Source organism: Nostoc sp. DedQUE02 (genome assembly GCF_034531035.1).
Classification (GTDB): Bacteria; Cyanobacteriota; Cyanobacteriia; order Cyanobacteriales; family Nostocaceae; genus Nostoc.
Genome location: NZ_JAVRBY020000053.1, coordinates 12,608 through 34,357, shown reverse-complemented (window position 1 = coordinate 34,357; position 21,750 = coordinate 12,608). Strand labels below are relative to the sequence as shown.

Genomic DNA, 21,750 nt, shown 5'->3' with positions numbered 1-21,750 from the left:
CCAGTCAACTGCAACAATAGTGGTAGGGGCCAGAGAAAATTTTGTGATAAACCGGATCGCCCCACTCAGAAAATTAAAACCCAAAGATAACGGAATTCCCTTAACTGTACATTAAAGACTGAATCTCAATTGTAATCGTTACCCTGCGGTGCAGACAGTTGAATCATTTCAGAGAACCGTGAATACTTAACCACATTAGTAGCTGGATAATCCTCTGACACTGCAATTAAGCCAATTTTGATATCCTCGAAATAAATTACACCCCCAATACGTCCTTCGAGAAAGGAAAGCTCCATGAAATAAATGATATTGAGCGATGTAGATAGCATTCAGTCACTAATCTTTATTGCCCTGCCAAACAATGCTCTCCAAGTTTTTTGTAGGACAGCATCTAGGTATTCATTATAGGCAGGCTCACCCAGGTCAGTGAATTCTAGCCAATCTGCAAAATAATCCATATAAAATAGCCAGATATCGGGCAAGTTTGCGTCATTCGTGAGTTTTCGCTTAAGTTCTTGCAATCGGTCGATATTCATATTGTGAATATTGAGTAGATGGAATAAACAGACAGTACTGTTAAAATTTATCAATTATTTTTGCATTAATGGGGGATAAAGAATCGCCACCAAAGGTTTATAGCAAATTGTGGGGGACTTAGATCGCGGGATAAATAGACCACTGATAACTTGTTCACTGTTAAAAAGCTAGCGAGTGCGATCGCATAGAAATATGGAACCTGGCTGTTGCAGAGCATGAGTATAAACTAGATAAACTTGAGATAAGGTAATATTGTCCTTAAGAATGTCTATCTCAACTGGAGACATTGCCAAATCCAGTTGTGTTACAGAGAAAATTCCGTTTAATACTCTAAATTAGGGACATCCAAAAATTACATTACTCAATTTTTGCATCCAATAGGAGCAGGGGAACAAGGTAGACAAGGTAGACAAGGTAGCAATACCTCGTCCCAAGTCTCCCCCCTCTCCCAAGTCTTTCCAAAGCGATTGATTATTTTTTTATTTGGAAGTCCCTTAGGATGTTATACGGAAAATTCTTGATAACACCAAGGGATATACGGAAAAATTCTTTATAATCCTTCAGTAAAAGGTGGTTATACGGAAAAATTCGGTATAATACCCAATTATCCAGCGAGAAAAGGCCGAACATCTTAATCGCAGTTAAGCATTCACAGACGGCACGACAACTGTTTCGCAAGCTACTGGGATGTTAGTACCCTTGTCTTGTAAGGGAGCCGTAAGCACATGGAAAAGATCGTTATCGTGAAATGGAGAATTAAGGAGTCGGAAACGTCCCGGATACTGAAATTGCTACCGGAGCTGGCCGAGAAGACCAAATCGGAGGAAGGCAACATTTCCTACACAATTTATCAGTCGGAAAGCGATCCTTGCGAACTCATTCTTTGCGAACACTACACCGACACCGTTGCTGTAGAATCTCACAGACGATCGGAACACTATAAAAGAATCGTCGCAGAAGAGATCATCCCCCATCTTGAAGGCCGCGAGGTGATATTGGTGAAGAAGCTTGTTTAAATCTCTGTCCCGAATCGAACCAAACAACCGTACTAAGGAGAAGTTATGTCAAAGAAGATTCTCATTATCGTATCGAACGCGTGCGCTATTGGTCCGAACAACCGAAGGACGGGAAATTTCCTGCCAGAAGTTGCACATCCTTATGCTGAATTCGACAGAGCAAAATACCAAATTGATTTCGCAAGTCTCACCGGAGATACGCCGTTTCTGGATGCGCTCAATCTTGCTGATGACCCTGACAACCTAGCCTTCTTGGTAGGAACAGGGTGGGCCTCAATGCAGAAAGCGAAAAAGCTCTCAGACGTGGATGTCAGCCAGTACGATGCCATCTTTGTGCCTGGCGGTTTGGCACCGATGGTCGATATGCCTGAGCATCCGCTTCTCAAAAAGGTTGTGAAAGAGACATACGAACGAGGTGCTGTTGTTGGGGCTGTTTGTCACGGTCCAGTTTCGTTGCTGAACGTCAAGCTCAACAACGAAACTCTCCTTCTTGCTGGGAAGAATATCAGTTCATTTACGAACGACGAGGAAGAAAACTACGCAAAAGCTGATGTGCCTTTCGAGTTGGAAACGGCGCTCACTAAACAAGGTGCACTCTTCCACAAGACAGAACCCTGGCAGGCATTCAGCATTGCCGATGGAAATCTCGTCACCGGACAGAATCCTGCTTCTGCCAAAGGTGTCGCAGAGAAGATGATTACGCTCTTGGAGTCTGCTTGACGGGGAGCATCCCAATTAAAATTAACCCAATGCCAATTAAGATAGGTAACTTGAGCAAATTATGTTTAACTTTGGCTGCGTCGCGTCGATAGATAATCGCCAAAATAATGAAAACGGCAAAAGCGATCGCTATTTCCGCAGTAGCAATAGCAAGTGTCAGCAAAATTAATGGGTTGAAAATTTCCACACGTATCCTTAAATCTTATAAGAAACTTTAATTTTGAACCTGGATACGATCCATGAAACCAAACCTGGGAGATGGCGTTTCAGAAAAATAATTACCTTGCTGTAATTAGCGATCGCTAAATGCCCTGGGCTTATCTTTGTCAGACCCAGATTCGAAGTTTACCGAGAAGTTTTCTCTGCACTATTACTTCCTGAGCCAAGGCTTTAGCATAGGCTTTACCATCACTAGTTAGTATTGTTATTTGCTTTAAATAATGGCTTTTTAGCTTCTATTCTCAGTTTTAATACTGGATGAGATTTATCTTCCTCTGTTAAAGTGTGAAATTTACTCAAATCAGGGCGATAGTTTACTGTTAAGAGTGATTTTGGGTCAAGAGTAGCACTCATCCATAAGACTTGTCCGAAATATTAATTTAGGAAAAGAAAAGCGATCGCCAGCCTTTTTACGCTGGTACAGACTGTTGATTACTGGAAGTCCTTAATTTTTATATTTTTTTGATGAATTAATACTAGTATCGTTGGAAATAATATAGTATTAATTAAGACTAGTTGATTACTAGTACAGCACGGCAGAAATAAACATACCCTTCGGGTGACGCTCCTGCGTCGCTAACGCTACGCTAACACCAGTCGTTTGCGGAGGGAAACCCTCCCTCCGCGTTGGTTCACCATTTTAAATGGCGCAAAAGCGCAAAGATAAGAGTTTTAAACAACGCTAAAAACTCTTTTTCCTATATCCTTATACCCATTTTCAAGAGAAATGAGCAATTTTCATCAATATGGAAAAGGAGATGCAACTCATAACAGCGAGAATCAGCAATACGCCCCCTTAGTAGAGCAACTTGATTTGATGATTCGGGCACGGTATCCCTTACTGTATGTGATTTCCGTTGAAGAAGAACCTGTAGAAGAAGTGTTGCAGCAAGTTGCATTGCGTTCTGTGCCCAAACGACAGCTTTTATTTTGGGATATTGTCCGGGGTTGGAGTGATAATGGTGCAGATAAAGGTTCGGTGATGGCGGCGTTAGGGCGAATTGGCAAAGCTGATGCCCAAATACCTGCGATGTTTGTACTGCGGGATTTGCATCCATTTGTGAAAAATCCGACTACGGAGAAGAATGCCCCAATTGTGCGGGAGTTGCGAAACTTGACGCGGGAGTTAAAGCGATCGCGTAAAATGATCGTTACTACCAGTCATACTTTAGAACTTCCCGACGAGTTACTGCAAGAGGTAACAGTGGTTGATTTTCCCTTACCTAGCGTTGGCGAAATCGATTATTTAATTCAGCAGTTAGTAGTACCAGACAAATTAAATGTTTCCGGTTTGGCGCGGGAACAGCTAGTCAAAGCCTGCCAAGGTTTAAGTCGCACTCGTATTTCTAGAGTTTTGGCAAAAGCTTTAGCTGCCAAACAGCAGGTAAACGAATCTGACATCGATGGCGTATTAGAAGAAAAAAAGCAAGCAGTTCGCCAAACTGGGATTTTAGAGTTTTTCACACCGCAAGAATCGCTCAAACGCGTCGGGGGATTAGATCAACTCAAACAATGGGTATTGATGCGCCAAGATGCTTTTACCGAAGAAGCCAGACGCTACGGTATTCCTAATCCCAAAGGTATGCTTTTGGTAGGGATACAGGGAACGGGTAAATCTCTCTCTGCTAAAACTATTGCCCATGAATGGCGCTTACCTTTACTGAGATTGGATTCCGGGCGTTTATTTGGCGGGATTGTTGGTGAAAGCGAAAGCCGCGTCCGCCAAATGATTCAGCTAACCGAAGCAATGGCCCCTTGCGTTTTGTGGATTGATGAAATTGACAAAGCCTTTGGCAATATTACCAGTGGCATTGATGGCGATTCTGGGACATCGCGCCGGGTTTTTGGCAGTTTAATTACTTGGATGCAGGAGAAAACCAGCCCTGTATTTATTGTCGCCACTGCCAATAATGTGCAAATATTACCAGCCGAGTTGTTACGCAAAGGACGATTTGATGAGATTTTCTTTTTGAATTTACCTACACCAGCCGAACGCCAAGAGATTTTTAAAGTGCATTTGCAAAGGTTACGCCCCAACCGCCTGCGAGAATTTAATTTAGCTGTGTTAGCCAAACAAACTGCGAACTTTAGCGGTGCGGAAATTGAACAAGTAATTATTGATGCCATGCACCAAGCATTTTCTACAAGAGTGGAGGGACAGCGACGAGACTTCAATACAGAAGATATTTTACAGGCTGTAGCCCAGACAGTACCACTAGCTGCGATCGCCCGCAATCAAATTGAAGCCTTAAAGCAATGGGCAGCAGAAGCAGGGGCAAGGCCAGCTTCCAATGATGTTCAGTTAGTGGAGGAATTAAAGCACTACTCAACCCAACAAGGAATAGGCCCTTTAGAAGTTGATTAAAATAGAAAAACTATGTGTTTTCTGCCCCTCGTTTTTTAATCCAAAATCCAAAATCTAAAATCCAAAATTGATATCATGTCTCATTTCACAACTATTAAAGTTCAAATCAAACGCGGTGACATTCTTCATGAAGTGTTGCAAGAATTAGGTTATCAAGTGGAGTCTAACACCAATGTACGCGGATATCGAGGCGATACAACTCAAGCCGAGTATGTAATTCGCCAAAAAAACGGTTATGACTTGGGTTTTCGCCGCAGTGGTGAAGATTACGAAATAGTTGCAGATTTTTGGGGAGCAAAAATTAATCAACAACAATTTGTTAATTCCATCAGCCAAAAATATGCTCATAAAACCTTGATGGCAACAGTGCAAGAACAAGGTTTTAATGTTGAGGATGAAGAAGTATTAGCAGATGGAACCGTCCGAGTAGTTGTAGGACGTTGGGTGTAAAAACTTTGTAGGATGGGCATCTTGCCCGTCCTAGATATTTAATACTAATTCGTAATTAGTATTACTCTGGTATACCCCAAATTTTGATAGTTCTATCGATGCTTCCGCTAACGAGAGTTTTACCATCAGGACTCAAAGCTATACACCAAACAATACCTAAATGTCCTTCTAAATCATGAATTGCCTCACCTGTAAGCAAATTCCAAATTCTAATAATGCCATTCTTTAAACCACCAAAGAAAGCTTGACCATCTTTGCTAACACATATTGACTGAATATCATTATCTGCTTCCAGAGTGAGTGTATAAACTTTCTCGCTTTTTTTTATATCCCAAACATCAACTTGATTTTCTCCTCCAGCAATGGCAATTGTTCCATCTGGACTAATAGCAACACAAGAGAGTCCTGGTACATAATTATTTAAACCCAAAGTTTCTTTACCTAGTGTTGTTATTTGTTGTCCTTGCTTCCAATCCCAAATTTTGATATCCCTATCAACAGAACTACCGCTAATCAAAGTTTCCCCATCAATACTAAGAGCGATGTTAACACTATTTATTCCCCAAACATGACAAGGATGCCCTCCCAAACAATAGTATTTTCCCGAACGTGGCTTTTTAAAAACATGAATATATTTATCTTGGCTACCACTAATCAGAGTTCCATCAGGAGCTACAGCCAGGGATAAAACAGCATAAGAATGTCCTTTAAGCCCAGGAAGTTCTTGCTGATTTTCTAAATCCCAAATTTTTATTGCATTCCAATTATTGCTATACAAAGACTTGCCATCTGGGCTGAATGCAAGTGCGTAAGGACATGATAAATCTTCGGCTAATGTACAAATTAATTGGCTGGTTTGAATATTCCACAATTTGATAGTTTTATCATGACTTCCACTAGCAATAGTTTTTCCATCGGGACTAAATGCTATTCCATATACATCAGATGTATGTCCGCTTAAAGTAGTTAAACATTCAAAAAATTTATAATGGTATAGATTTAAAACTGTAATAATTTGTTCAACACTAAGTTTTTTCCTTTGATGTAATAAACTATATGCTAATATTTGTAAATGTAATGATTCATTCTGCAAACTTTGAATGACTAACTCTAAGCCTGCATCACCATAGTTAATTGCATCAGCGATCGCAGCCATTTTTGCTTCTATATTATCACTTAAAAGACGACGCTTAACGCCTTCGATTCCGCCAAGAACTAACCCATCTACAGGAGGTGGTGCTTGTCCTCCAAGTACAGCATCATATTCTCGCGGTTGATTGGGATTATCTGGTATCATTTTCTTCTTCTACGCTAATATCAGTGTGTCCAATTTAGGAAATGCGATCGCATTTATTTAGAATACGCTATATCTTATTCTATGGAACTCGCCATACTTGAATTAATTTTCTAATATAGGTAACAATAGTCTGTGCATCTGGGCTAATAGCAACACTTGTTCCATAAGAAGAAAGTTTAGCAAGTCGTTCTTGTGTCTTCAAATTCCAGATATCAACATCACCACCACAATTAATAAATATTTTTCCATCAGAATCGAAAGTAAAAAAGCTTAAATGACCACTATTAGGAAATAAAGTATGAACTTCTTTACCACTTCTCAAATCCCATATTCTAATGCGTGTTGGCAAATGATTATCGCCAGTTATTAAAGTTTGTCCATTGGGACTAATTGCTAATGAGATAACGCCATAAGGATGTCCATTTATAGACTCATGCCCTACTAAGGTATAAATCTCACTTCCCGTTATTAAATTCCATAGTTTAATAGTCTCATCTAAACTAGCACTTGCTAAAATTTTTGCATCTATATTGATCGCAAGGGAAGTTATATTTTTTGAGTGTCCTTTGATAGTGTAAATATTTTGTTGTGTTTCCAAATCCCAAACGAGAATATTACCAGCTTCATTACCGCTAGCTAAAATTTTGCCATCAGAACTGAGAGCAATAGCTGTAAGAGTATTACGCCTTCGAGTTCCAGACTCCCACAATGGTTGTCCGCTAATAACATGACTTAATTGCTCAGTATTGAAATTCCAGATTTCAGTTCTAATAGTACTGTCATGCTGAGAACCACCTATTGCTAAAGTTTGAGCATCAGAGCTAAAAGTTAAATGCTTTGGGTAGTCTTTTACTCTCGTACCAAATATTTTAGTGATGGTGCGAAGACTTTTTCCTGTCTTCAAATCCCACTTTTTAAAGTCTATATAAGTCCCCCCAAAGATACTGCCATCTCTTTGAGGTTCTTCAAAAGAACTACCGCCAGCATCGCAACAGACTAGGGTTTTGCCATCGGGATGAATGGCGATCGCAGCATCATTCCTATTAAGTTCAATTGTATAAACACACTCAAAAAAACGATAGGGATTAAACTCTAATATTGCCTGCCTTACTTTTAATTCTGGAATATCTCGCAATAATTTATATGCTGCTAACTGTACCCGTTGCGATGGATCTTTTAAACCCTGAATTACTAAATCCCATCCTTCTTGTCTATGGTGAATGAGTTGCGAAAGCGCTAACAGACGATAATTTTCATCACTGCTAGCGAAACGCTGTTTTGCACCTGACAATCCGCCTAAAACTACGCCATCTTTTGGCGGTGGTACTTGCCCGCCAAGCACAGCATCATATTCTCTTGGTTGATTAGTATTTTCTGGCATCGCTTTTTACCTATGGCTAATACCAGTGTTCCCAAATTCAAGCGATTTTGCAGTTGGCTAATTTCTCTGCAAGCGCAGACAGGGTTCTGCAACCTGTCCAAAAGTCGCCTAACCCCCAACCAATAAATGCACCGCCACGGGGTAAGTTTCCCACCGGCGCACTCAAGTTGAATTTCAAGTCATTCCAATAGCACCAACCACCTTGAGAAAACCATCCCACACCTTTACCAAACCGACACCATGCTTCCCAGTCGGGATTTGATGTACCGCCAACGATTTGCCAGATATGGGTTTGGACAACAAAGCCAAAGCGTCCGTTGCTATATTTTTGCCAGAGAGTTTCAATGGTGCTTAAGTCTGCACAAGGGAATTTTTCGATATCTGATGGATCTAAAAATCTTTGTGGTTGGCGATCGCATACCCGCAACATTATACTAGCAGTCTCTTGGTCTGCATCTTTCCAGTTTCCGGAAGCGAGTAAATTTTGCAAACGACTGTAGTTGAAATCAACCGCAGAGATTAATGGTATTTCCTTGTCTAGATGGGACTGCACTTTTGCTAATGCTTGTTGTCCCAGGAGTGACGATATTGTAGATTGCAACTTTTCCGAGTCAGTATTTACAATCTCAAACACCAACTTGATGCCGGCTTCGCCATACTTTAGGGCTTCTGCAACGGCAAGAATTTGTTGTTCTGGAGATGTCGCCGCTAAACGTCGTTTTACACCTTCCAGACCTCCTAAAACTACGCCATCAACAGGAGGTGGTACTTGTCCGCCAAGCACAGCATCATATTCTCTTGGTTGATTGAGATTTTCTGACATTGTGATTTTTATTTAGAAAAGGCTTGCAATTTATCAATACAGCCCTGTTTTACTGCTTCTTTTAAAATATTTTTTGCTCCGCGTCGTTTAAAATAAAGTGCTGCATAATTACGTTGTATCTGCGTGCCGTTGAACAGGTAATGTCGAATTCGGTCTTCACTTTGAGAAGTATTAACTAAGCCCAGTGTAAAGTCAACTAACTTGTAGGTGGCGCTAGTGCGCTCATTTTCTAGATTCTCCATTAGTGTATCGATATCGGACACTCCGCCAGCACGCGCCATCGCTACGAAAGCATCATATCTGTCAATTTTATGACTATAGTCCTGAAGTATTTCTTGTACTATAGGTTCTGGTCGAGAAGCTAGTAGTGAATAAGCTGCTTGGCGTACTTTCCATAATTTATCGTCTAACGCCCAGATTACCAATTCCAAACCTGCTTCGCCATACTTGAGTGCTTCTTCTAGTGCTGCGATTCTTTGTTCAATTAGCGGATTTGCCAAGCGTCTTTTAACACCTTCTAGTCCTCCTAAGACTAAAGCACCAGGAGGCGCTTTTTCTTGACCGCCAAGAACAGCATCATAAACTCTTGGGCGATTGGTATTTTCTTTCATCAGGTTTTTAATGTTGAGCCTACTACTTAGTATTCCCAATCACTTGCGTTAGGCGATCGCATCCCTAATTTTTGACTCGACTCGCTTTTTCTAGGACTTAATACCCCAGATTTTGATAGTTTTATCTCTACTGCTGCTAACAAGAGTTTTTCCATCTGGACTGATAGCTACACAATAAACCCAATCAGTATGTTCTTTGAGAATGCGTAGGCATTCCCCAGTTTGCAAGTCCCAAATTCTGATAGTTTTGTCTCTACCACAACTAATAAGAGTGCTTCCGTCTGGGCTGATAACTACACAATAAACCCACCCAGAATGTCCTTCAAGTGTGAATTGAAGCTGTTTTGTCTGTAAATTCCATACTTTAATTGTTTTGTCTTTACTGCCACTAACAATTGTCTGGCTGTCTGGGCTAATAGCTACAGACTCCACACCATTTGAATGTTTTTTAAAAGTGTGTATAAGTTCTCCAGTTTCAAAATTCCACACTTTGATAGTTGCGTCATTACTACCACTAACAAGAGTTTTTCCATCTCCACTAATAGCTAACGTTTGAACTAAGTAGTGTGAATGTCCATTCATAGTACGTATAATTTGTTCTGTTTGCAAATCCCAAACATTAATTCCGCTATTCTCACTACCGCAGGCAAGCGTCTTTCCATCTGGACTAATAACTAGAGAAAAAACTCTGTAAGTAAATTCTTCTAAAGTTTGTTTACGCTTTCCACTTGGGAAATCCCAGATTTTGATTTTATGGTCACCGTCATAAGTTCCTCCTCTACTAACTAAAGTTTTTCCATCTTGGCTAATAACTAAAGAATTAACGTCAAAATTATTTATAGAAAAAGCTTGGAGTTGTCCGGTATGCAGATCCCAAGCAGTGATGCCTCTTCCAGAACTGAGAAGAGTTTTCCCATCTGGACTAATGGCAACAGCTGTGACCAGTATCTTCTGCTGTAAAGTGCGGAGGCAAGTGATTTTTAACCAGTGATTATACTCTTGTAACGACTGTTTGACTATTGCTTCTTCTCGGTGGCGAAGTAACGAATAAGCAGCCCACTTTAATTTTCCTGATTCATATTGCCAAGCCTGAATTACTAAGTCTAAACCTGCTTCTCCATAATTTAATGCCTCTTTTAGTGCGGCAGTTTGCGCTTCTATATCTACACTTTTCAAGCGGCTTTTGACACCTTCCAGTCCCCCTAAAATCACACTACCAACTGGGGCAGAATTTTGAGTTCCTAAAACGGCATCATATTGTTTTGGTTGATTTTGTTTTTTTGCCATTGCAATTTACCAAATTACGATTATTTTTTAAACGAACCGCCAAGACGCAGAGATAAGATTATTTGAGTTTGGCGATCGCCCCTCTCTCCACTAACATTTTTCCCGTCAATAAATCTTTTACAGTTACTACTAATACCCGTTGTTCGTTAACTTCAAATTGTGCTTGGATTCTGTCTACTCCTGTTTGTCCTGGCGGTTCGAGATGGGCGACACATACTTGTTGATGATGAGTTTCTAATGAACGATAGCTATCTTGTTTTATTAACTGGCTACTCGTCATTCTGCCTTGAGTATCGTAAGAAACTTCTGCTTGCGAAACTTCTGCAACTTCGCCAATATCAAGGCGAATTTCTCGCTGTCCTTCGGTGGCTACTTGCAAAGTTAAAGCTTCAGAACGCGCCCCTGGATACTTTGCTCCTTTTTCAATCAAAGTAAAATAAGAATAAGTTTTGCTGTGGGGTTCCCAAAGCCGAATCGCGTAACTGTGGCGCAGGTAATCATCAACTGCTGTCATTTCGCTTAATGCTAATGCGCCATGTGCCACAGCTTCAAAGGGTTTATCTAATTTAACTTTTTGTTTGCCGAAATAGGAAATTACTAGTTGTTGAATTGCGGGAATTTGACAAGTACCGCCGACTAATAAAACCTGTTCGATGGCAGATTTAGCGATACCTTTGGAAAGGGCGATCGCTAATACTTCATCTATTGCTTGTCTTAACTGTTCTAATAATTGTTGATTTTCTAAAATTTCGCTCAATTCGTCCCGATGTAACTGCAATTCATGAGACATAAAATTTTCATCATCAAACCAAGCTTCTTTCGCCTCATCTGTTGTCGAAAGTTGAATTTTTACCCTTTCTGCTACTTCCAATAAATTCATAAAACCGATTTCTCCTACTTCAGCGCGGGAGGAACCGATTTTTTGCAGATAATGTTCGACAATCCAATTGTCGATATCTACACCGCCAATAAAAGCATCAGATTTAGCTAGAACTTCAGCGCGTACTGCTTGCTGTTCGGAAGCGACGCTGACAGTTCGTACTAAACTTAAATCCAACGTTCCGCCACCAAAATCGATTACCAAAACCACAGTACCAGGACGCTTAATGGCATAACCAAGGGCGGCTGCTGTTGATTCATCAACAATTTGTACTGCGGGAATATTCAGCTTATCGGCTAAATTGCGGAACCAGTCAAGATATCGCTCAAATGCACCTACAGGAACCGTAAAGATAACGTGGCTTGGCTGCAATTGCTGTTCAACCTGTTGCCAAATTTCTAACAGAAACAGTTCTGAAACAATCTCCGCACTATAACTATTACCATCCAAAAGTCGGGGAGGCGGCACAAAATCTGCTGCTAAATCGCGTTTGAAAGCACGAAAACAGCGTTCAGGCTGGGCAAACCCCAAGCGTTTGGCACGTACAGATTCACCAAACAAAATGCTATTTTGCCCTTCCACAAACACAAAACTCGGCACCACGCTAACTTGTTCGCCCCCAACCTCAAACCGCCGCGACATCGAATCAAATCGCAACGTCCGCGGCTTTTGCGTAATCAAATCTGTCGTACAAACAACAGTATTGCTAGTACCAAAATCAATTATTACTGTAGTCATTAGTTATTAGTCATTAGTCATTAGTCATTAGTCATTAGTCATTAGTCATTGGGCATTGGTTATTCCCCGCGTCCCCGCGTCTCCCCATCCCCCCATCTCCCTACCTCCCCCCTCCCGGCAAACTCCGACTAACCTTAGCAGGGCAAAGAATTCTTCCTTGATGCTGATAGCCAATAAATCGAATGTAAACTAATTCACCTTCGGTAATATCAGCATTGTCTGGTTGATGAAGTTGGGAATTATAAGGCACTTGTTCCCAAGGTTTGCCTATCTGTTCGTAACCCCATTTACTGAGAAGATTATCTAGAGGAGTAAACATCGAAAGCAGATTTTTCACGGGCAATTCTGGTTTAACACTCACCATTTGGTGGATGCTGGGATAGTTTGCCAACAATGTCTGCAATTGCTCAAATGTGGAAGTACGAAATTCTTCCGTTAGTTGTAGACGTTGCTGTTGCAACTCTTCATGGAGTCGCACACCTTCTTGATGCAGTGCGGCTTTTTCAGAAATAAGTTGCTGTATTTTTTGCTCTAATTCTAAGTGTTTTTGTTGAGATGTTTGGAGTTCATCTTCTAGTAATTTAATTTGCGATCGCGCCAACCCTAACTTATCAATTCGCTTGTTTGCTTGAGAAGCGATCGCCGCGTTAATTACTGGAATAATCAAAAGTAACGCCAAAAATCCGATTGCGATCGCTAAAATACTTTCCAGAGAAAACATTCCGCCTCCCTCAATGTCTGAGATGATGTCTGCAAGCATCTGTATCTCTCCTATTGTTGTTTGAGAGACTGTTGTTCTGTTCCTGTGACGTTTTCTTCTCCCTCGTAATATTCAGGAAGCAGTTCTTGAGTTTCTACGTCTCCCAAAGCATCTTCAATTCCAGATGTTGTGCTGGTACAACTTGCGCCAGAAGCACCAATCACTGTTTCCGTAATTTTGCCATCTTTACCGATGCGATACTCAATTTTTTGATACTCAGCCATAAGTAAAATATCTATATTTTCAAGGTTTTCAAGCAATACGCAGTTATTCCGTTGTATCACTTTTGCCAGCTAACCGCAATTAGCATCTGTCACTAGCACAAACAAATAAATGTGTAAGGGCTTTACTAATTTACTAAAACAAATGTACTATTTTGGATGAGATTACACAAGCCTCAAAGAAACGAATCAAGATTATGAGTGTGTTAATTGTTACAAATTGTGGGCGATCGCAACTTGAGCAAGCTTGTAATAAAGTTTTTGGGAACCCTAATTAAGACTTGAAAGGTAAAGCAACATGACTGACAATCAAAATCAACCCAGAGATTATGATGCTGTACTTGGTGGACAATCGCCGCCTCCTATAGATGGAGTTGTTCTTGGAGGAATTGAGGGAATTAAGCGTTGTTTATCAAATCCTGTAGCTAATGTGCGAATTGCTGCACTTAGCGAAGCCTTGAAATATGGTGATGCAGGGTTGGATGTAGTGAGACAAGCGTTGCAAGATAAATCGAAATTAGTGCGGCGTTTTGCTTATCGACTATTAAAACAAAGAGTAGAACCGCAAGTTATACAAGCATTGCAAACATATAAACCTTGGAACTTGGAAGAGAGATTTGAGAAGTATCAAGAGTCTGACATTAGTCAATTTGCTAATCGGCAAGTTGTAGATTTTGAGAAAAATATAGGTATTGTTGAACCTGTTAACAAAGCTTACGCGCTCAGATATGAGTATGATAATGAAGAGGATTTACCGAGTCAAATTAGTAGGCTTTTGCAAGAACCCAACGCTAACAAATTAGAAGCTTTAATCTTTGGTTTGTGGGCAGAAGCTTATGAACGTGATTCAAGTGATATTGTTCAAACTTTAGTTGATGCCAAAAAATATTTAACTAATCTCAAAGCTGTTTTTATTGGTGATATTGCTTATGATGAATGCGAAATTTCTTGGATTCAACAAAGTGATATTAGCCCGATTTTGCAAGCTTATCCTAAACTGGAAATTTTACAAGTTCGTGGTGGCGACGGTTTACATTTTAGTCCACCAGTGCGACACAATCGCCTCAAAGCTTTAATTGTAGAAACTGGGGGTTTAAGTCGAGATACTGTTGCCCACATTTGTAATATGAATCTGCCAGCATTGGAACATTTAGAATTATGGTTTGGCAGTGAAGATTACGGTGGAGACTGTTGGGTTGAAGATATACATCCGATTCTTTTTGAAGATAAGTTTCCCAACTTAACTTATTTAGGGTTACGCAATAGTCAATTTACCGATGAAATAGCTAATGCTATTGTGACCTCTCCAATTATTAATTCTATCAGCGTACTTGACCTTTCGATGGGAACGTTGAGTGATGCGGGTGCTGAAGAATTGCTGAATTGTGAGGCTATCAATTATCTTGACATTCTCAATGTTTCAGAAAGCTTTTTGTCTCAGGAAATGATTGAGAAATTATCTGGTTTGGATGTGCATGTTTTGGCAAATAGTCAGAAAAAAGAAGATGAAGATAGCTACATACATGGACGCTATTGTTCTGTTGCCGAGTAATTTATCAATAAGTAGATCGTGCCTAATAGTCGAAATTAATGAATGCAAGGAAATCTCAGATGAGTAACAATCTAAATCAACCCGGAGAATTTGACGCAGTACTTGGTGGTAAAGCACAAAATCCAAATTATGCCGTAGTTTTGGGCGGAATTGAAGGGGTTAAAAATCGTCTAAATAGTGAAGATTATGAAGTGATATTTGCAGCACTTGAAGATGCGCTTAAATATGGTGATGCAGGAGTAGATTTGATTATTGAAGCGTTATATGACTCTTCAGAGCCAATACATGATTGTGCTGTTGATTTACTACATAAAGCGGGTATTAAAGGAAAACAGGCATTACTTGATTACGATCCTTGGTTAGTTTTAACTACATTTCAAGATTGGCATAATGCTTATTATGAAGGTAGGATACATGACCCGATAGGTAGAGCATATTGTGTACATAGTAAAGATAGACTATCGCATTTGCTTAAAGACTCCAAAGCTAAGTCTATAGAAGCAATCAAATGCGAAATATATTACAGAGATCCAGATATTAAAAACGCTTTTAAAGATTTCATTGATACGCTGGTTAATGCTCAGGAATTACTGACAAGTTTGAAAGCTTTATTGATTGGGAATTGCTGCGATTTAATGAATATTAAATATCAAAAATCAAATATCAATGTATGTAGCATTCATCCCCTGTTAAAAGCCTATCTTAAATTAGAGTTACTTCACATACGCGGGTGTATGGTGAAGGAAGATATTTTAAAACCTGAATTAAAGATAGTACAAGTTCGTAATCATCAAAATAATTCTAATATACCGATCAAATCTTTGAAACATGAGAGTCTAAGAACTCTGATTGTTGATGCTGATGGTATATCTGATGAGAATTTAGCGAAAGTTTGTAATTTAGATTTACCGTCTTTAGAATACTTTGAATTATGGCTAAATAGAAGCAATTTAAGCAATATTAATATTGATAATTTAGCCTCTGTACTTTCAGGTAAATCTTTTCCTAACTTAGCCTACTTAGCAATAAGACAATGTGGAAATCTGAGTGAAGTTGCTCAGGCTATCGTTAATTCTCCAATTATGGAAAATTTGAGAATACTTGAATTAACAGATGGGAATATAAGTAATTGTGATGTTTTATTAGAATCTCCAGCAGTTAATTGTCTACACACTCTCAAGATTTCTGGAAATCGTTTACATAACAATACAATTGAGCAATTTTCTAAGTTGAAATGTCGAGTAATTGCAGATTCTCAGTTTAGCGATCGCTATTACTCAGTCTGGGAATAAAGTAAAGCCAAAATTACCATTTGTCAATCTATCAAAGTAGCGAATATAACAATATAGGCGATATACAACCCAAGATGAACAACAATCGAAATCAACCTAGAGAATATGATGCAGTGCTTGGTGGAGAACTACCTCCTCCTGTTAGCGGTGTGGTTTTGGGAGGACTTGAGGGCGTACAAAATCGGTTGCAAAGTTCCGTGCTTGAGGCGCAAGTTTCGGCGCTTTCTGAGGCGTTGAATTATGGTGATGCAGGTTTAGAGATAGTAATTAAAGCCTTACGTAATCAATCAGGACAGGTTAGATTATCAGCTTATAATATTTTGCGTAGGCGTAGCCCGTCGCAGACATCGCGTCCTGAAGCATCTGTAAAACAAGCACTGCAAGACTTTAATATTTATGAATTTTTTCGGTGCGATCGTACATTACAAGCATATTATCCACAAGTTCATTCTCTAGCTATTAGCCCAGACGGCAAAACTTTAGTATGTAGTGCAGGTGATAACCGTCATAAAAGTATCAATTCGCCAAAGGTTTGGAATTTAGAAACAGGAGAAGAAAAATTTGATTTGCGCTTTAATCATCATCACACTGGTGATATTAATTGGATAGCCATTAGTCCTGATGGAAAAAAGATGATTAGCGCTGGTGCAGATAAAGTTATCATGCTTTGGGATATAAGTAAGGGGAAATATCTGGGTAAATTAAGCAAGCATTCAACTGTAATTTATGCTTTGGCTATACACCCTAATGGAGAAAGCTTTTTTAGTGCAGATGGGAATGGATGTATTAAAGTTTGGCAGTGGAATTGGGGTGAAGAAATTGCTACTTTAGAAGGGCATTCTCGCTCAATTTTTGCTCTTTGCGTATCTCCTGATGGCAAATTGTTAATCAGTGGAGGCGAAGATAAAGATATTAGAATTTGGGACATAAATTCTAGACGTGAAATTTGGAAAATTCAAGGACATTCACAGTCAATTCGTTCCCTAGCAATTAGTCAAAATGGGCATTATTTGGTTAGTGGTAGTGACCAAAGAATCAAAATTTGGGATATGCAAACCGGAAAACAATTATTTTCTTTTTATGGTCATGCTGACTGGGTGCGTTCTATTGTATTCAGTCCTAACAGTCAAACTTTTTTAACTGCTGGCGACCAAAATATTAAAGTTTGGGATGTAACTTCAGGTAAGAAAATATTTTCATTTTCAGCACATACGGGATTAATTCGTTCATTAGCACTTAGTCCCGATGGGCAAACATTGGTAAGCGGTGGTGTAGATAACAAAGTAAAGGTATGGAGGTTTTAATGTCAGAGAGTTATAATCAATTTTTTGTTAAACTAGAAAACTGGAAATACCAAGAATTTAATCCTCAAGTTGGTATTACAGACCCTATAACTTATGCGTATGCGACTCAGTTTCAAACAGAAAATCGCAGCCAAAGTATAAATTTAGAACCTTTTAATAGGCTCTTGCAAGATACTCAAATTAGTCAACTTCAAGCTTTGATTTGCAAAATAGGATATAGTTACTCTAATGATAATACTTCATTTGGAATTGTCTTAGAAGCCATCTGTGATGCTTGCGAACAACTGCCAAATCTGCAAGCATTATTTATCGGAGACACAGAACAACACGAATATCGCAAATCCAAACTCGCAATTTTTGATATTCGTCCGATTTTAGAAGCATTTCCTAACTTGCAATTACTAAAAGTCCGAGGTCAATTTTATCAGTACCTCTTAGAATGCGAATCTTTCAAACATGAAAATCTCAAAACACTGATTATAGAAACAGCAGATATTAATTCTGAGAATTTTGCTCAAATTTGTGCTTTGGAATTACCCAATTTAGAATACCTAGAACTATGGCTTGGTAGACAGCTACCTCACTCAACATTTGTTATGGATGTATTAAAGCCAATTTTAGATGGTGAAAAGTTTCCCAAGTTGGCTTATTTGGGACTTCGTAGCAGTGAATTTTCTGATCTGCTTGCAGAGAAAATAGTGCAGTCACCAATTATAGAACGTCTTTTAGTGCTTGATTTATCAAAGGGAAATTTAAGCGAACGCGGCGCACAGGCTTTGTTAAACTGTCCAGCCATCAATCAGCTTCATACACTCAATATTTCTAATAACTGCTTATCAGAAGGTATGGTTCAACGATTGTTACAACTTAACTGTCAGGTAATTGTAGATGCACAAGAAAGTGAAGTTTATAGAGGTTGTAGTGAATCACGATACTGTGCTTTGTATGAATAAAAATTCAGAACAACCGCTCAACTTTATCCTTATCGCCAACCCTGAAAATCGCCGTGTCGGTTTCCTCCAACAAGCACTAACTCATTTCAACTTACCACCAGCTACCGTAATAGATTACGCAGATTTAATTTCCGGTAAACAAACCCTGGAACAATTCAACGCACCCAACACCATTATCCGCTTCGATTCTCCTGAGAAAAACTTTGATATCGATCAAGCCATCATCGCCGCAGGTTTCAATGTATCAGATAACGGACAACATCAACGTATCAGTCCTGGCGAAGCTATGGAATTAGAATTCGACAAAGGACGCATCCTTTACCCGCGACAGTGGTATTTAGGCTGGCGATATCTATTACAAAAATGGGAATCTCAACTTACTCCTCTTTTGGGTAACTTCATGAACCATCCGCAAGATATTGCTGTGATGTTTGACAAACCAGCCTGTCACGAAAGATTCAGCCATCACAATATTCCCGTTCCTCGTTCTCTAGGTAAAATTCACAACTACGAACATTTGCGCGAACAAATGCAAATCCAGGGAATAGAACGAGTATTCGTCAAACTTTCCCACGGTTCCGCCGCTTCTGGAGTCGTTGCTTACCGCGCAAATTCCCGTTTTGAATCAGCTATTACCACCGTCGAACGAGTGCGGGAAAATGGCGAAACTCTACTTTACAACTCCCGGAAAATTAGCCACTACACCCGCCGCGAAGAAATCGCCGATACCATCAATATCTTGACAGCAGAAGGCGTACAAGTTGAAGAATGGCTACCCAAAGCACATTTACAAGGATGCGGCTTTGATGTGCGTGTCGTGGTTATCAATGGTGAAGCACAGCATATAGTTGTTCGCCTTGGTAAAAGTCCAATGACAAATTTGCATTTGGGAAATGAACGGGGAGATACAGAGGAGTTTTTAGCAAAAGTTGGTGCAGAAAATTGGGAGATGATGAAGCGAACTTGCGAACAAGCAGCAGCGTTATTTCCTAATAGTTTGTATTGCGGAGTTGATTTACTGATTTTACCAGATTGGAAAAATCATGCAATTTTAGAGATTAATGCTTTTGGTGATTTACTACCGGGGATTTTATGGAATGGGATGGATACTTATACGAGTGAAACTAAGGCGATTTTGGCAAGATAAATTTAGGGTGCAACTATAAATTAGGATTAACCAAAATGAACAACAATTCAAATAAACCGGGAGAATTTGACGCACTACTTGGTGGAGAAGCACCACCTCCTGTTAGTGGTGTGGTATTAGGAGGAATTCAAGGGGTAAAAAGTCGCTTAAAAAGTTCGGTTATTGAAGTGAAACTCGCTGCTATTTCTGAAGCTTTGAATTATGGGGATATGGGTTTAGATTTAGTGATTAATACTTTAACAGATTCTTCCGAGCGAGTGCAGCATTTTGCTGCAAGGTTATTAAAAAAAAGGGGAGGAGACAAGGGAAAACAAGCGTTATTATCTTTTGCACCTTGGTTATATTTCACACAATTGGAAGATTGGACGAAAGAATATTTTAATCCTGACGTTGGAATTAACCATCCAGAAGGTAAAGTTTATGTTGTGAATTTAGAATTATTAAAGATATTATTGCAAGATTCATATACAAGCAAAATCGAAGCTTTAAGCCGTGAAATACGTGGTTGTAATTATAACTATGTACCACGGGGTTCTTATTCTATCGGTGATAATTTTGATGATTATATAAAAATTCTACTTGATGCTGATGATAAGTTAGCTAATCTTAAATATTTATTTATCGGAAATGCAGAAGCACGTCCATTTATGAGTTCATACTTAGAGTTAGGTGATGTTACACCTGTATTAAGAAATTTTCCTAAATTGGAAGTATTACAAGTAAGAGGTGGTTGGTGTTCACCTATCAGACCTAAACCTTTACGACATAAATATTTAAAAACTCTAATTTTTGAAACTGGCTTAATATTTATCAACTCGGATACTGTTGACCAAATTTGTCAGCTTGATTTACCAGCACTAGAATATCTTGAATTATGGCTGGGTGGTTGCCATAGAACTAACAGTGATAGCGGAACTATGCATCTATTACCAATTATGTCAGGAGAGTTATTCCCAAATTTGAAATACTTGGGGCTAAGAAGCAGCGATTACTCTGACAATATTGCTATATGCTTAACAGAATTACCAACAATCATCGACCGTCTTGCAATACTTGACCTTTCGATGGGAACTTTGACTGATGAAGGTGCTAAAGCTTTACTGAATTTTCCTTCTATTAATCAGCTTCATACCCTTGATGTTTCAATGAATTATCTCTCTACAAATATGATTGAAGAATTATCTCAACTAGATTGTCAAGTAATTACAAATCCACAGGCTAACGACGAAAATGAGGAATCTGAATTTGGCGATCGCTATACCTGTTTATACGAATAAATAATACTTCTAAATAAGGTAGTTTTTAATTTTCGATGGCGCGTTACGCTAAGGCGATAACACACTATACTGGCGGACTATAAATAGAGCATAATTTTTCCTCGCTATGTTCAATATGAATCAAATCGTCGGAACTCATGATATTTTATTTATCACCTTAGACACACTGCGTTATGACGTAGCCAAGGATTTACTCGCACAAAAACGCACTCCTAATTTAGAAAAAGTACTCCCCAAAACAGGTTGGGAAGAACGCCATTCACCCGGAAACTTTACTTATGCTTCTCATCATGCTTTTTTCGCAGGCTTTTTACCTACGCCTGTAACGCCAGGAATTCACCCCCGCCTTTTTGCTTTGGGATTTGAAGGAAGTACCACCACAACTGATAAAACTTGTGTGTTAGATAGCTCAAATATTGTTAGTGGATTAGCTGCTAAGGGATATCATACAGTTTGCATTGGTGGAGTTGGTTTTTTTAACAAACGCAATCCTATAGGTAATGTATTTCCTTCAATGTTTGCTGAAAGTTACTGGAGTCCAGAGTTAGGTGTTACTAACCCAACATCTACAGAAAATCAGGTAAATCTGGCGGGGGAGATTTTAGAAAAAACGCCACATAATCAACGGATATTTTTATTTATAAATATTTCGGCTTTGCATCAACCAAATTACTTTTACCTTCCCAATGCCAAGGATAAAATTGACACCGTTGAATCTCACGTTGCAGCTTTGGAATACGTTGATAGTCAATTAGCTAAACTCTGGAATATTATACGCCAAAGACACTCTACTTTTTGCATTCTCTGTTCCGACCACGGGACAACTTATGGTGAAGATGGTTACACTGGACATCGACTTAGCCATCCCGTTGTTTGGACTGTTCCATATACAGAGTTTATTTTATAAAAACCTTAAAAGT

23 protein-coding genes are annotated in these 21,750 nt (G+C 39.3%); 11 read left to right on the top strand and 12 right to left on the bottom strand.

Going from position 1 to position 21,750, the window contains the following annotated elements; genetic code table 11:
• Nucleotides 1–125 precede the first annotated feature (125 nt).
• The gene (locus tag RMX98_RS28290) at nucleotides 126–329 is read right to left on the bottom strand and encodes a hypothetical protein (RefSeq protein WP_322681983.1); all 204 of its coding nucleotides are present in this window, start codon (nucleotides 327–329) and stop codon (nucleotides 126–128) included.
• Complete coding sequence (locus tag RMX98_RS28285; RefSeq protein ID WP_322681982.1) at nucleotides 330–536, bottom strand: hypothetical protein; 207 nt, start codon at nucleotides 534–536, stop codon at nucleotides 330–332.
• Between the two features lie 726 nt (nucleotides 537–1,262).
• Between RMX98_RS28285 and RMX98_RS28280 the strand changes: the two genes are divergently transcribed.
• The gene (locus RMX98_RS28280) at nucleotides 1,263–1,553 is read left to right on the top strand and encodes a putative quinol monooxygenase (protein WP_322681981.1); all 291 of its coding nucleotides are present in this window, start codon (nucleotides 1,263–1,265) and stop codon (nucleotides 1,551–1,553) included.
• A gap of 45 nt (nucleotides 1,554–1,598) precedes the next feature.
• Entirely contained in the window at nucleotides 1,599–2,273 is a 675-nt protein-coding gene (locus tag RMX98_RS28275) for a type 1 glutamine amidotransferase domain-containing protein (protein ID WP_322681980.1), read from the top strand.
• On the opposite strand, the gene RMX98_RS28270 is transcribed toward RMX98_RS28275, so the two are convergent.
• The gene (locus RMX98_RS28270) at nucleotides 2,251–2,460 is read right to left on the bottom strand and encodes a hypothetical protein (protein WP_322681979.1); all 210 of its coding nucleotides are present in this window, start codon (nucleotides 2,458–2,460) and stop codon (nucleotides 2,251–2,253) included. The two genes, RMX98_RS28275 and RMX98_RS28270, sit on opposite strands and share 23 nt — an antisense overlap.
• Nucleotides 2,461–2,684: 224 nt before the next feature.
• Entirely contained in the window at nucleotides 2,685–2,846 is a 162-nt protein-coding gene (locus RMX98_RS28265; RefSeq protein ID WP_322681978.1) for a hypothetical protein, read from the bottom strand.
• A gap of 373 nt (nucleotides 2,847–3,219) precedes the next feature.
• On the opposite strand from RMX98_RS28265, the gene RMX98_RS28260 reads away from it, so the two are divergent.
• Both RMX98_RS28260 and RMX98_RS28255 read left to right on the top strand, forming a co-directional pair.
• Nucleotides 3,220–4,857, top strand: a complete 1,638-nt coding sequence (locus RMX98_RS28260) for an AAA family ATPase (RefSeq protein WP_322681977.1) — start codon at nucleotides 3,220–3,222, stop codon at nucleotides 4,855–4,857.
• 75 nt (nucleotides 4,858–4,932) lie between these two features.
• Nucleotides 4,933–5,307, top strand: coding sequence for a DUF1257 domain-containing protein (locus tag RMX98_RS28255; protein ID WP_322681976.1), 375 nt, complete (start codon nucleotides 4,933–4,935; stop codon nucleotides 5,305–5,307).
• Nucleotides 5,308–5,368: 61 nt separating this feature from the next.
• Here RMX98_RS28255 and RMX98_RS28250 read toward each other — a convergent pair whose 3' ends face one another.
• From RMX98_RS28250 to RMX98_RS28215, 8 genes are all read right to left on the bottom strand, one after another.
• Nucleotides 5,369–6,604, bottom strand: a complete 1,236-nt coding sequence (locus RMX98_RS28250; RefSeq protein ID WP_322681975.1) for a WD40 repeat domain-containing protein — start codon at nucleotides 6,602–6,604, stop codon at nucleotides 5,369–5,371.
• Nucleotides 6,605–6,683: 79 nt separating this feature from the next.
• Entirely contained in the window at nucleotides 6,684–7,985 is a 1,302-nt protein-coding gene (locus RMX98_RS28245) for a WD40 repeat domain-containing protein (protein ID WP_322681974.1), read from the bottom strand.
• 37 nt (nucleotides 7,986–8,022) lie between these two features.
• Nucleotides 8,023–8,808: a GUN4 domain-containing protein gene (locus RMX98_RS28240; protein WP_322681973.1), complete on the bottom strand. Its 786-nt coding sequence runs from the start codon at nucleotides 8,806–8,808 to the stop codon at nucleotides 8,023–8,025.
• A gap of 8 nt (nucleotides 8,809–8,816) precedes the next feature.
• Nucleotides 8,817–9,419 (bottom strand): hypothetical protein, encoded by a 603-nt coding sequence (locus RMX98_RS28235; RefSeq protein ID WP_322681972.1) that lies wholly within the window; start codon nucleotides 9,417–9,419, stop codon nucleotides 8,817–8,819.
• A 90-nt stretch (nucleotides 9,420–9,509) separates the two neighbouring features.
• Nucleotides 9,510–10,706 (bottom strand): WD40 repeat domain-containing protein, encoded by a 1,197-nt coding sequence (locus RMX98_RS28230; protein WP_322681971.1) that lies wholly within the window; start codon nucleotides 10,704–10,706, stop codon nucleotides 9,510–9,512.
• Between the two features lie 58 nt (nucleotides 10,707–10,764).
• Nucleotides 10,765–12,324: an Hsp70 family protein gene (locus RMX98_RS28225; RefSeq protein ID WP_322681970.1), complete on the bottom strand. Its 1,560-nt coding sequence runs from the start codon at nucleotides 12,322–12,324 to the stop codon at nucleotides 10,765–10,767.
• A gap of 100 nt (nucleotides 12,325–12,424) precedes the next feature.
• Nucleotides 12,425–13,084, bottom strand: a complete 660-nt coding sequence (locus RMX98_RS28220; RefSeq protein WP_322681969.1) for a hypothetical protein — start codon at nucleotides 13,082–13,084, stop codon at nucleotides 12,425–12,427.
• Nucleotides 13,085–13,095: 11 nt separating this feature from the next.
• Nucleotides 13,096–13,308, bottom strand: a complete 213-nt coding sequence (locus RMX98_RS28215; protein ID WP_109012984.1) for a DUF2997 domain-containing protein — start codon at nucleotides 13,306–13,308, stop codon at nucleotides 13,096–13,098.
• Between the two features lie 295 nt (nucleotides 13,309–13,603).
• On the opposite strand from RMX98_RS28215, the gene RMX98_RS28210 reads away from it, so the two are divergent.
• From RMX98_RS28210 to RMX98_RS28180, 7 genes are all read left to right on the top strand, one after another.
• Entirely contained in the window at nucleotides 13,604–14,857 is a 1,254-nt protein-coding gene (locus RMX98_RS28210) for an STM4015 family protein (protein WP_322681968.1), read from the top strand.
• A 59-nt stretch (nucleotides 14,858–14,916) separates the two neighbouring features.
• Entirely contained in the window at nucleotides 14,917–16,149 is a 1,233-nt protein-coding gene (locus RMX98_RS28205) for a hypothetical protein (protein WP_322681967.1), read from the top strand.
• 74 nt (nucleotides 16,150–16,223) lie between these two features.
• Entirely contained in the window at nucleotides 16,224–17,453 is a 1,230-nt protein-coding gene (locus RMX98_RS28200; RefSeq protein ID WP_322681966.1) for a WD40 repeat domain-containing protein, read from the top strand.
• The gene (locus tag RMX98_RS28195; RefSeq protein WP_322681965.1) at nucleotides 17,453–18,406 is read left to right on the top strand and encodes a HEAT repeat domain-containing protein; all 954 of its coding nucleotides are present in this window, start codon (nucleotides 17,453–17,455) and stop codon (nucleotides 18,404–18,406) included. The genes RMX98_RS28200 and RMX98_RS28195 overlap by 1 nt, the downstream gene beginning before the upstream one ends.
• Nucleotides 18,399–19,553: an STM4014 family protein gene (locus RMX98_RS28190; RefSeq protein ID WP_322681964.1), complete on the top strand. Its 1,155-nt coding sequence runs from the start codon at nucleotides 18,399–18,401 to the stop codon at nucleotides 19,551–19,553. The genes RMX98_RS28195 and RMX98_RS28190 overlap by 8 nt, the downstream gene beginning before the upstream one ends.
• A 35-nt stretch (nucleotides 19,554–19,588) precedes the next feature.
• Complete coding sequence (locus RMX98_RS28185) at nucleotides 19,589–20,830, top strand: HEAT repeat domain-containing protein (protein ID WP_322681963.1); 1,242 nt, start codon at nucleotides 19,589–19,591, stop codon at nucleotides 20,828–20,830.
• A gap of 115 nt (nucleotides 20,831–20,945) precedes the next feature.
• Entirely contained in the window at nucleotides 20,946–21,737 is a 792-nt protein-coding gene (locus RMX98_RS28180; protein WP_322681962.1) for an STM4013/SEN3800 family hydrolase, read from the top strand.
• Nucleotides 21,738–21,750: the final 13 nt, after the last annotated feature.

Excerpts from the sequence above, each read along its gene's own strand:
- RMX98_RS28210 (WP_322681968.1), top strand. The coding sequence starts at position 13,604 with ATGACTGACAATCAAAATCAACCCAGAGATTATGATGCTGTACTTGGT.
- RMX98_RS28255 (WP_322681976.1), top strand. The coding sequence starts at position 4,933 with ATGTCTCATTTCACAACTATTAAAGTTCAAATCAAACGCGGTGACATT.
- RMX98_RS28180 (WP_322681962.1), top strand. The coding sequence starts at position 20,946 with ATGAATCAAATCGTCGGAACTCATGATATTTTATTTATCACCTTAGAC.
- RMX98_RS28250 (WP_322681975.1), bottom strand. The coding sequence starts at position 6,604 with ATGATACCAGATAATCCCAATCAACCGCGAGAATATGATGCTGTACTT.
- RMX98_RS28200 (WP_322681966.1), top strand. The coding sequence starts at position 16,224 with ATGAACAACAATCGAAATCAACCTAGAGAATATGATGCAGTGCTTGGT.
- RMX98_RS28185 (WP_322681963.1), top strand. The coding sequence starts at position 19,589 with ATGAACAACAATTCAAATAAACCGGGAGAATTTGACGCACTACTTGGT.
- RMX98_RS28225 (WP_322681970.1), bottom strand. The coding sequence starts at position 12,324 with ATGACTACAGTAATAATTGATTTTGGTACTAGCAATACTGTTGTTTGT.
- RMX98_RS28290 (WP_322681983.1), bottom strand. The coding sequence starts at position 329 with ATGCTATCTACATCGCTCAATATCATTTATTTCATGGAGCTTTCCTTT.
- RMX98_RS28205 (WP_322681967.1), top strand. The coding sequence starts at position 14,917 with ATGAGTAACAATCTAAATCAACCCGGAGAATTTGACGCAGTACTTGGT.
- RMX98_RS28275 (WP_322681980.1), top strand. The coding sequence starts at position 1,599 with ATGTCAAAGAAGATTCTCATTATCGTATCGAACGCGTGCGCTATTGGT.
- RMX98_RS28265 (WP_322681978.1), bottom strand. The coding sequence starts at position 2,846 with ATGAGTGCTACTCTTGACCCAAAATCACTCTTAACAGTAAACTATCGC.
- RMX98_RS28260 (WP_322681977.1), top strand. The coding sequence starts at position 3,220 with ATGAGCAATTTTCATCAATATGGAAAAGGAGATGCAACTCATAACAGC.
- RMX98_RS28195 (WP_322681965.1), top strand. The coding sequence starts at position 17,453 with ATGTCAGAGAGTTATAATCAATTTTTTGTTAAACTAGAAAACTGGAAA.
- RMX98_RS28235 (WP_322681972.1), bottom strand. The coding sequence starts at position 9,419 with ATGAAAGAAAATACCAATCGCCCAAGAGTTTATGATGCTGTTCTTGGC.
- RMX98_RS28190 (WP_322681964.1), top strand. The coding sequence starts at position 18,399 with ATGAATAAAAATTCAGAACAACCGCTCAACTTTATCCTTATCGCCAAC.
- RMX98_RS28220 (WP_322681969.1), bottom strand. The coding sequence starts at position 13,084 with ATGCTTGCAGACATCATCTCAGACATTGAGGGAGGCGGAATGTTTTCT.
- RMX98_RS28285 (WP_322681982.1), bottom strand. The coding sequence starts at position 536 with ATGAATATCGACCGATTGCAAGAACTTAAGCGAAAACTCACGAATGAC.
- RMX98_RS28240 (WP_322681973.1), bottom strand. The coding sequence starts at position 8,808 with ATGTCAGAAAATCTCAATCAACCAAGAGAATATGATGCTGTGCTTGGC.
- RMX98_RS28230 (WP_322681971.1), bottom strand. The coding sequence starts at position 10,706 with ATGGCAAAAAAACAAAATCAACCAAAACAATATGATGCCGTTTTAGGA.
- RMX98_RS28280 (WP_322681981.1), top strand. The coding sequence starts at position 1,263 with ATGGAAAAGATCGTTATCGTGAAATGGAGAATTAAGGAGTCGGAAACG.
- RMX98_RS28215 (WP_109012984.1), bottom strand. The coding sequence starts at position 13,308 with ATGGCTGAGTATCAAAAAATTGAGTATCGCATCGGTAAAGATGGCAAA.
- RMX98_RS28245 (WP_322681974.1), bottom strand. The coding sequence starts at position 7,985 with ATGCCAGAAAATACTAATCAACCAAGAGAATATGATGCTGTGCTTGGC.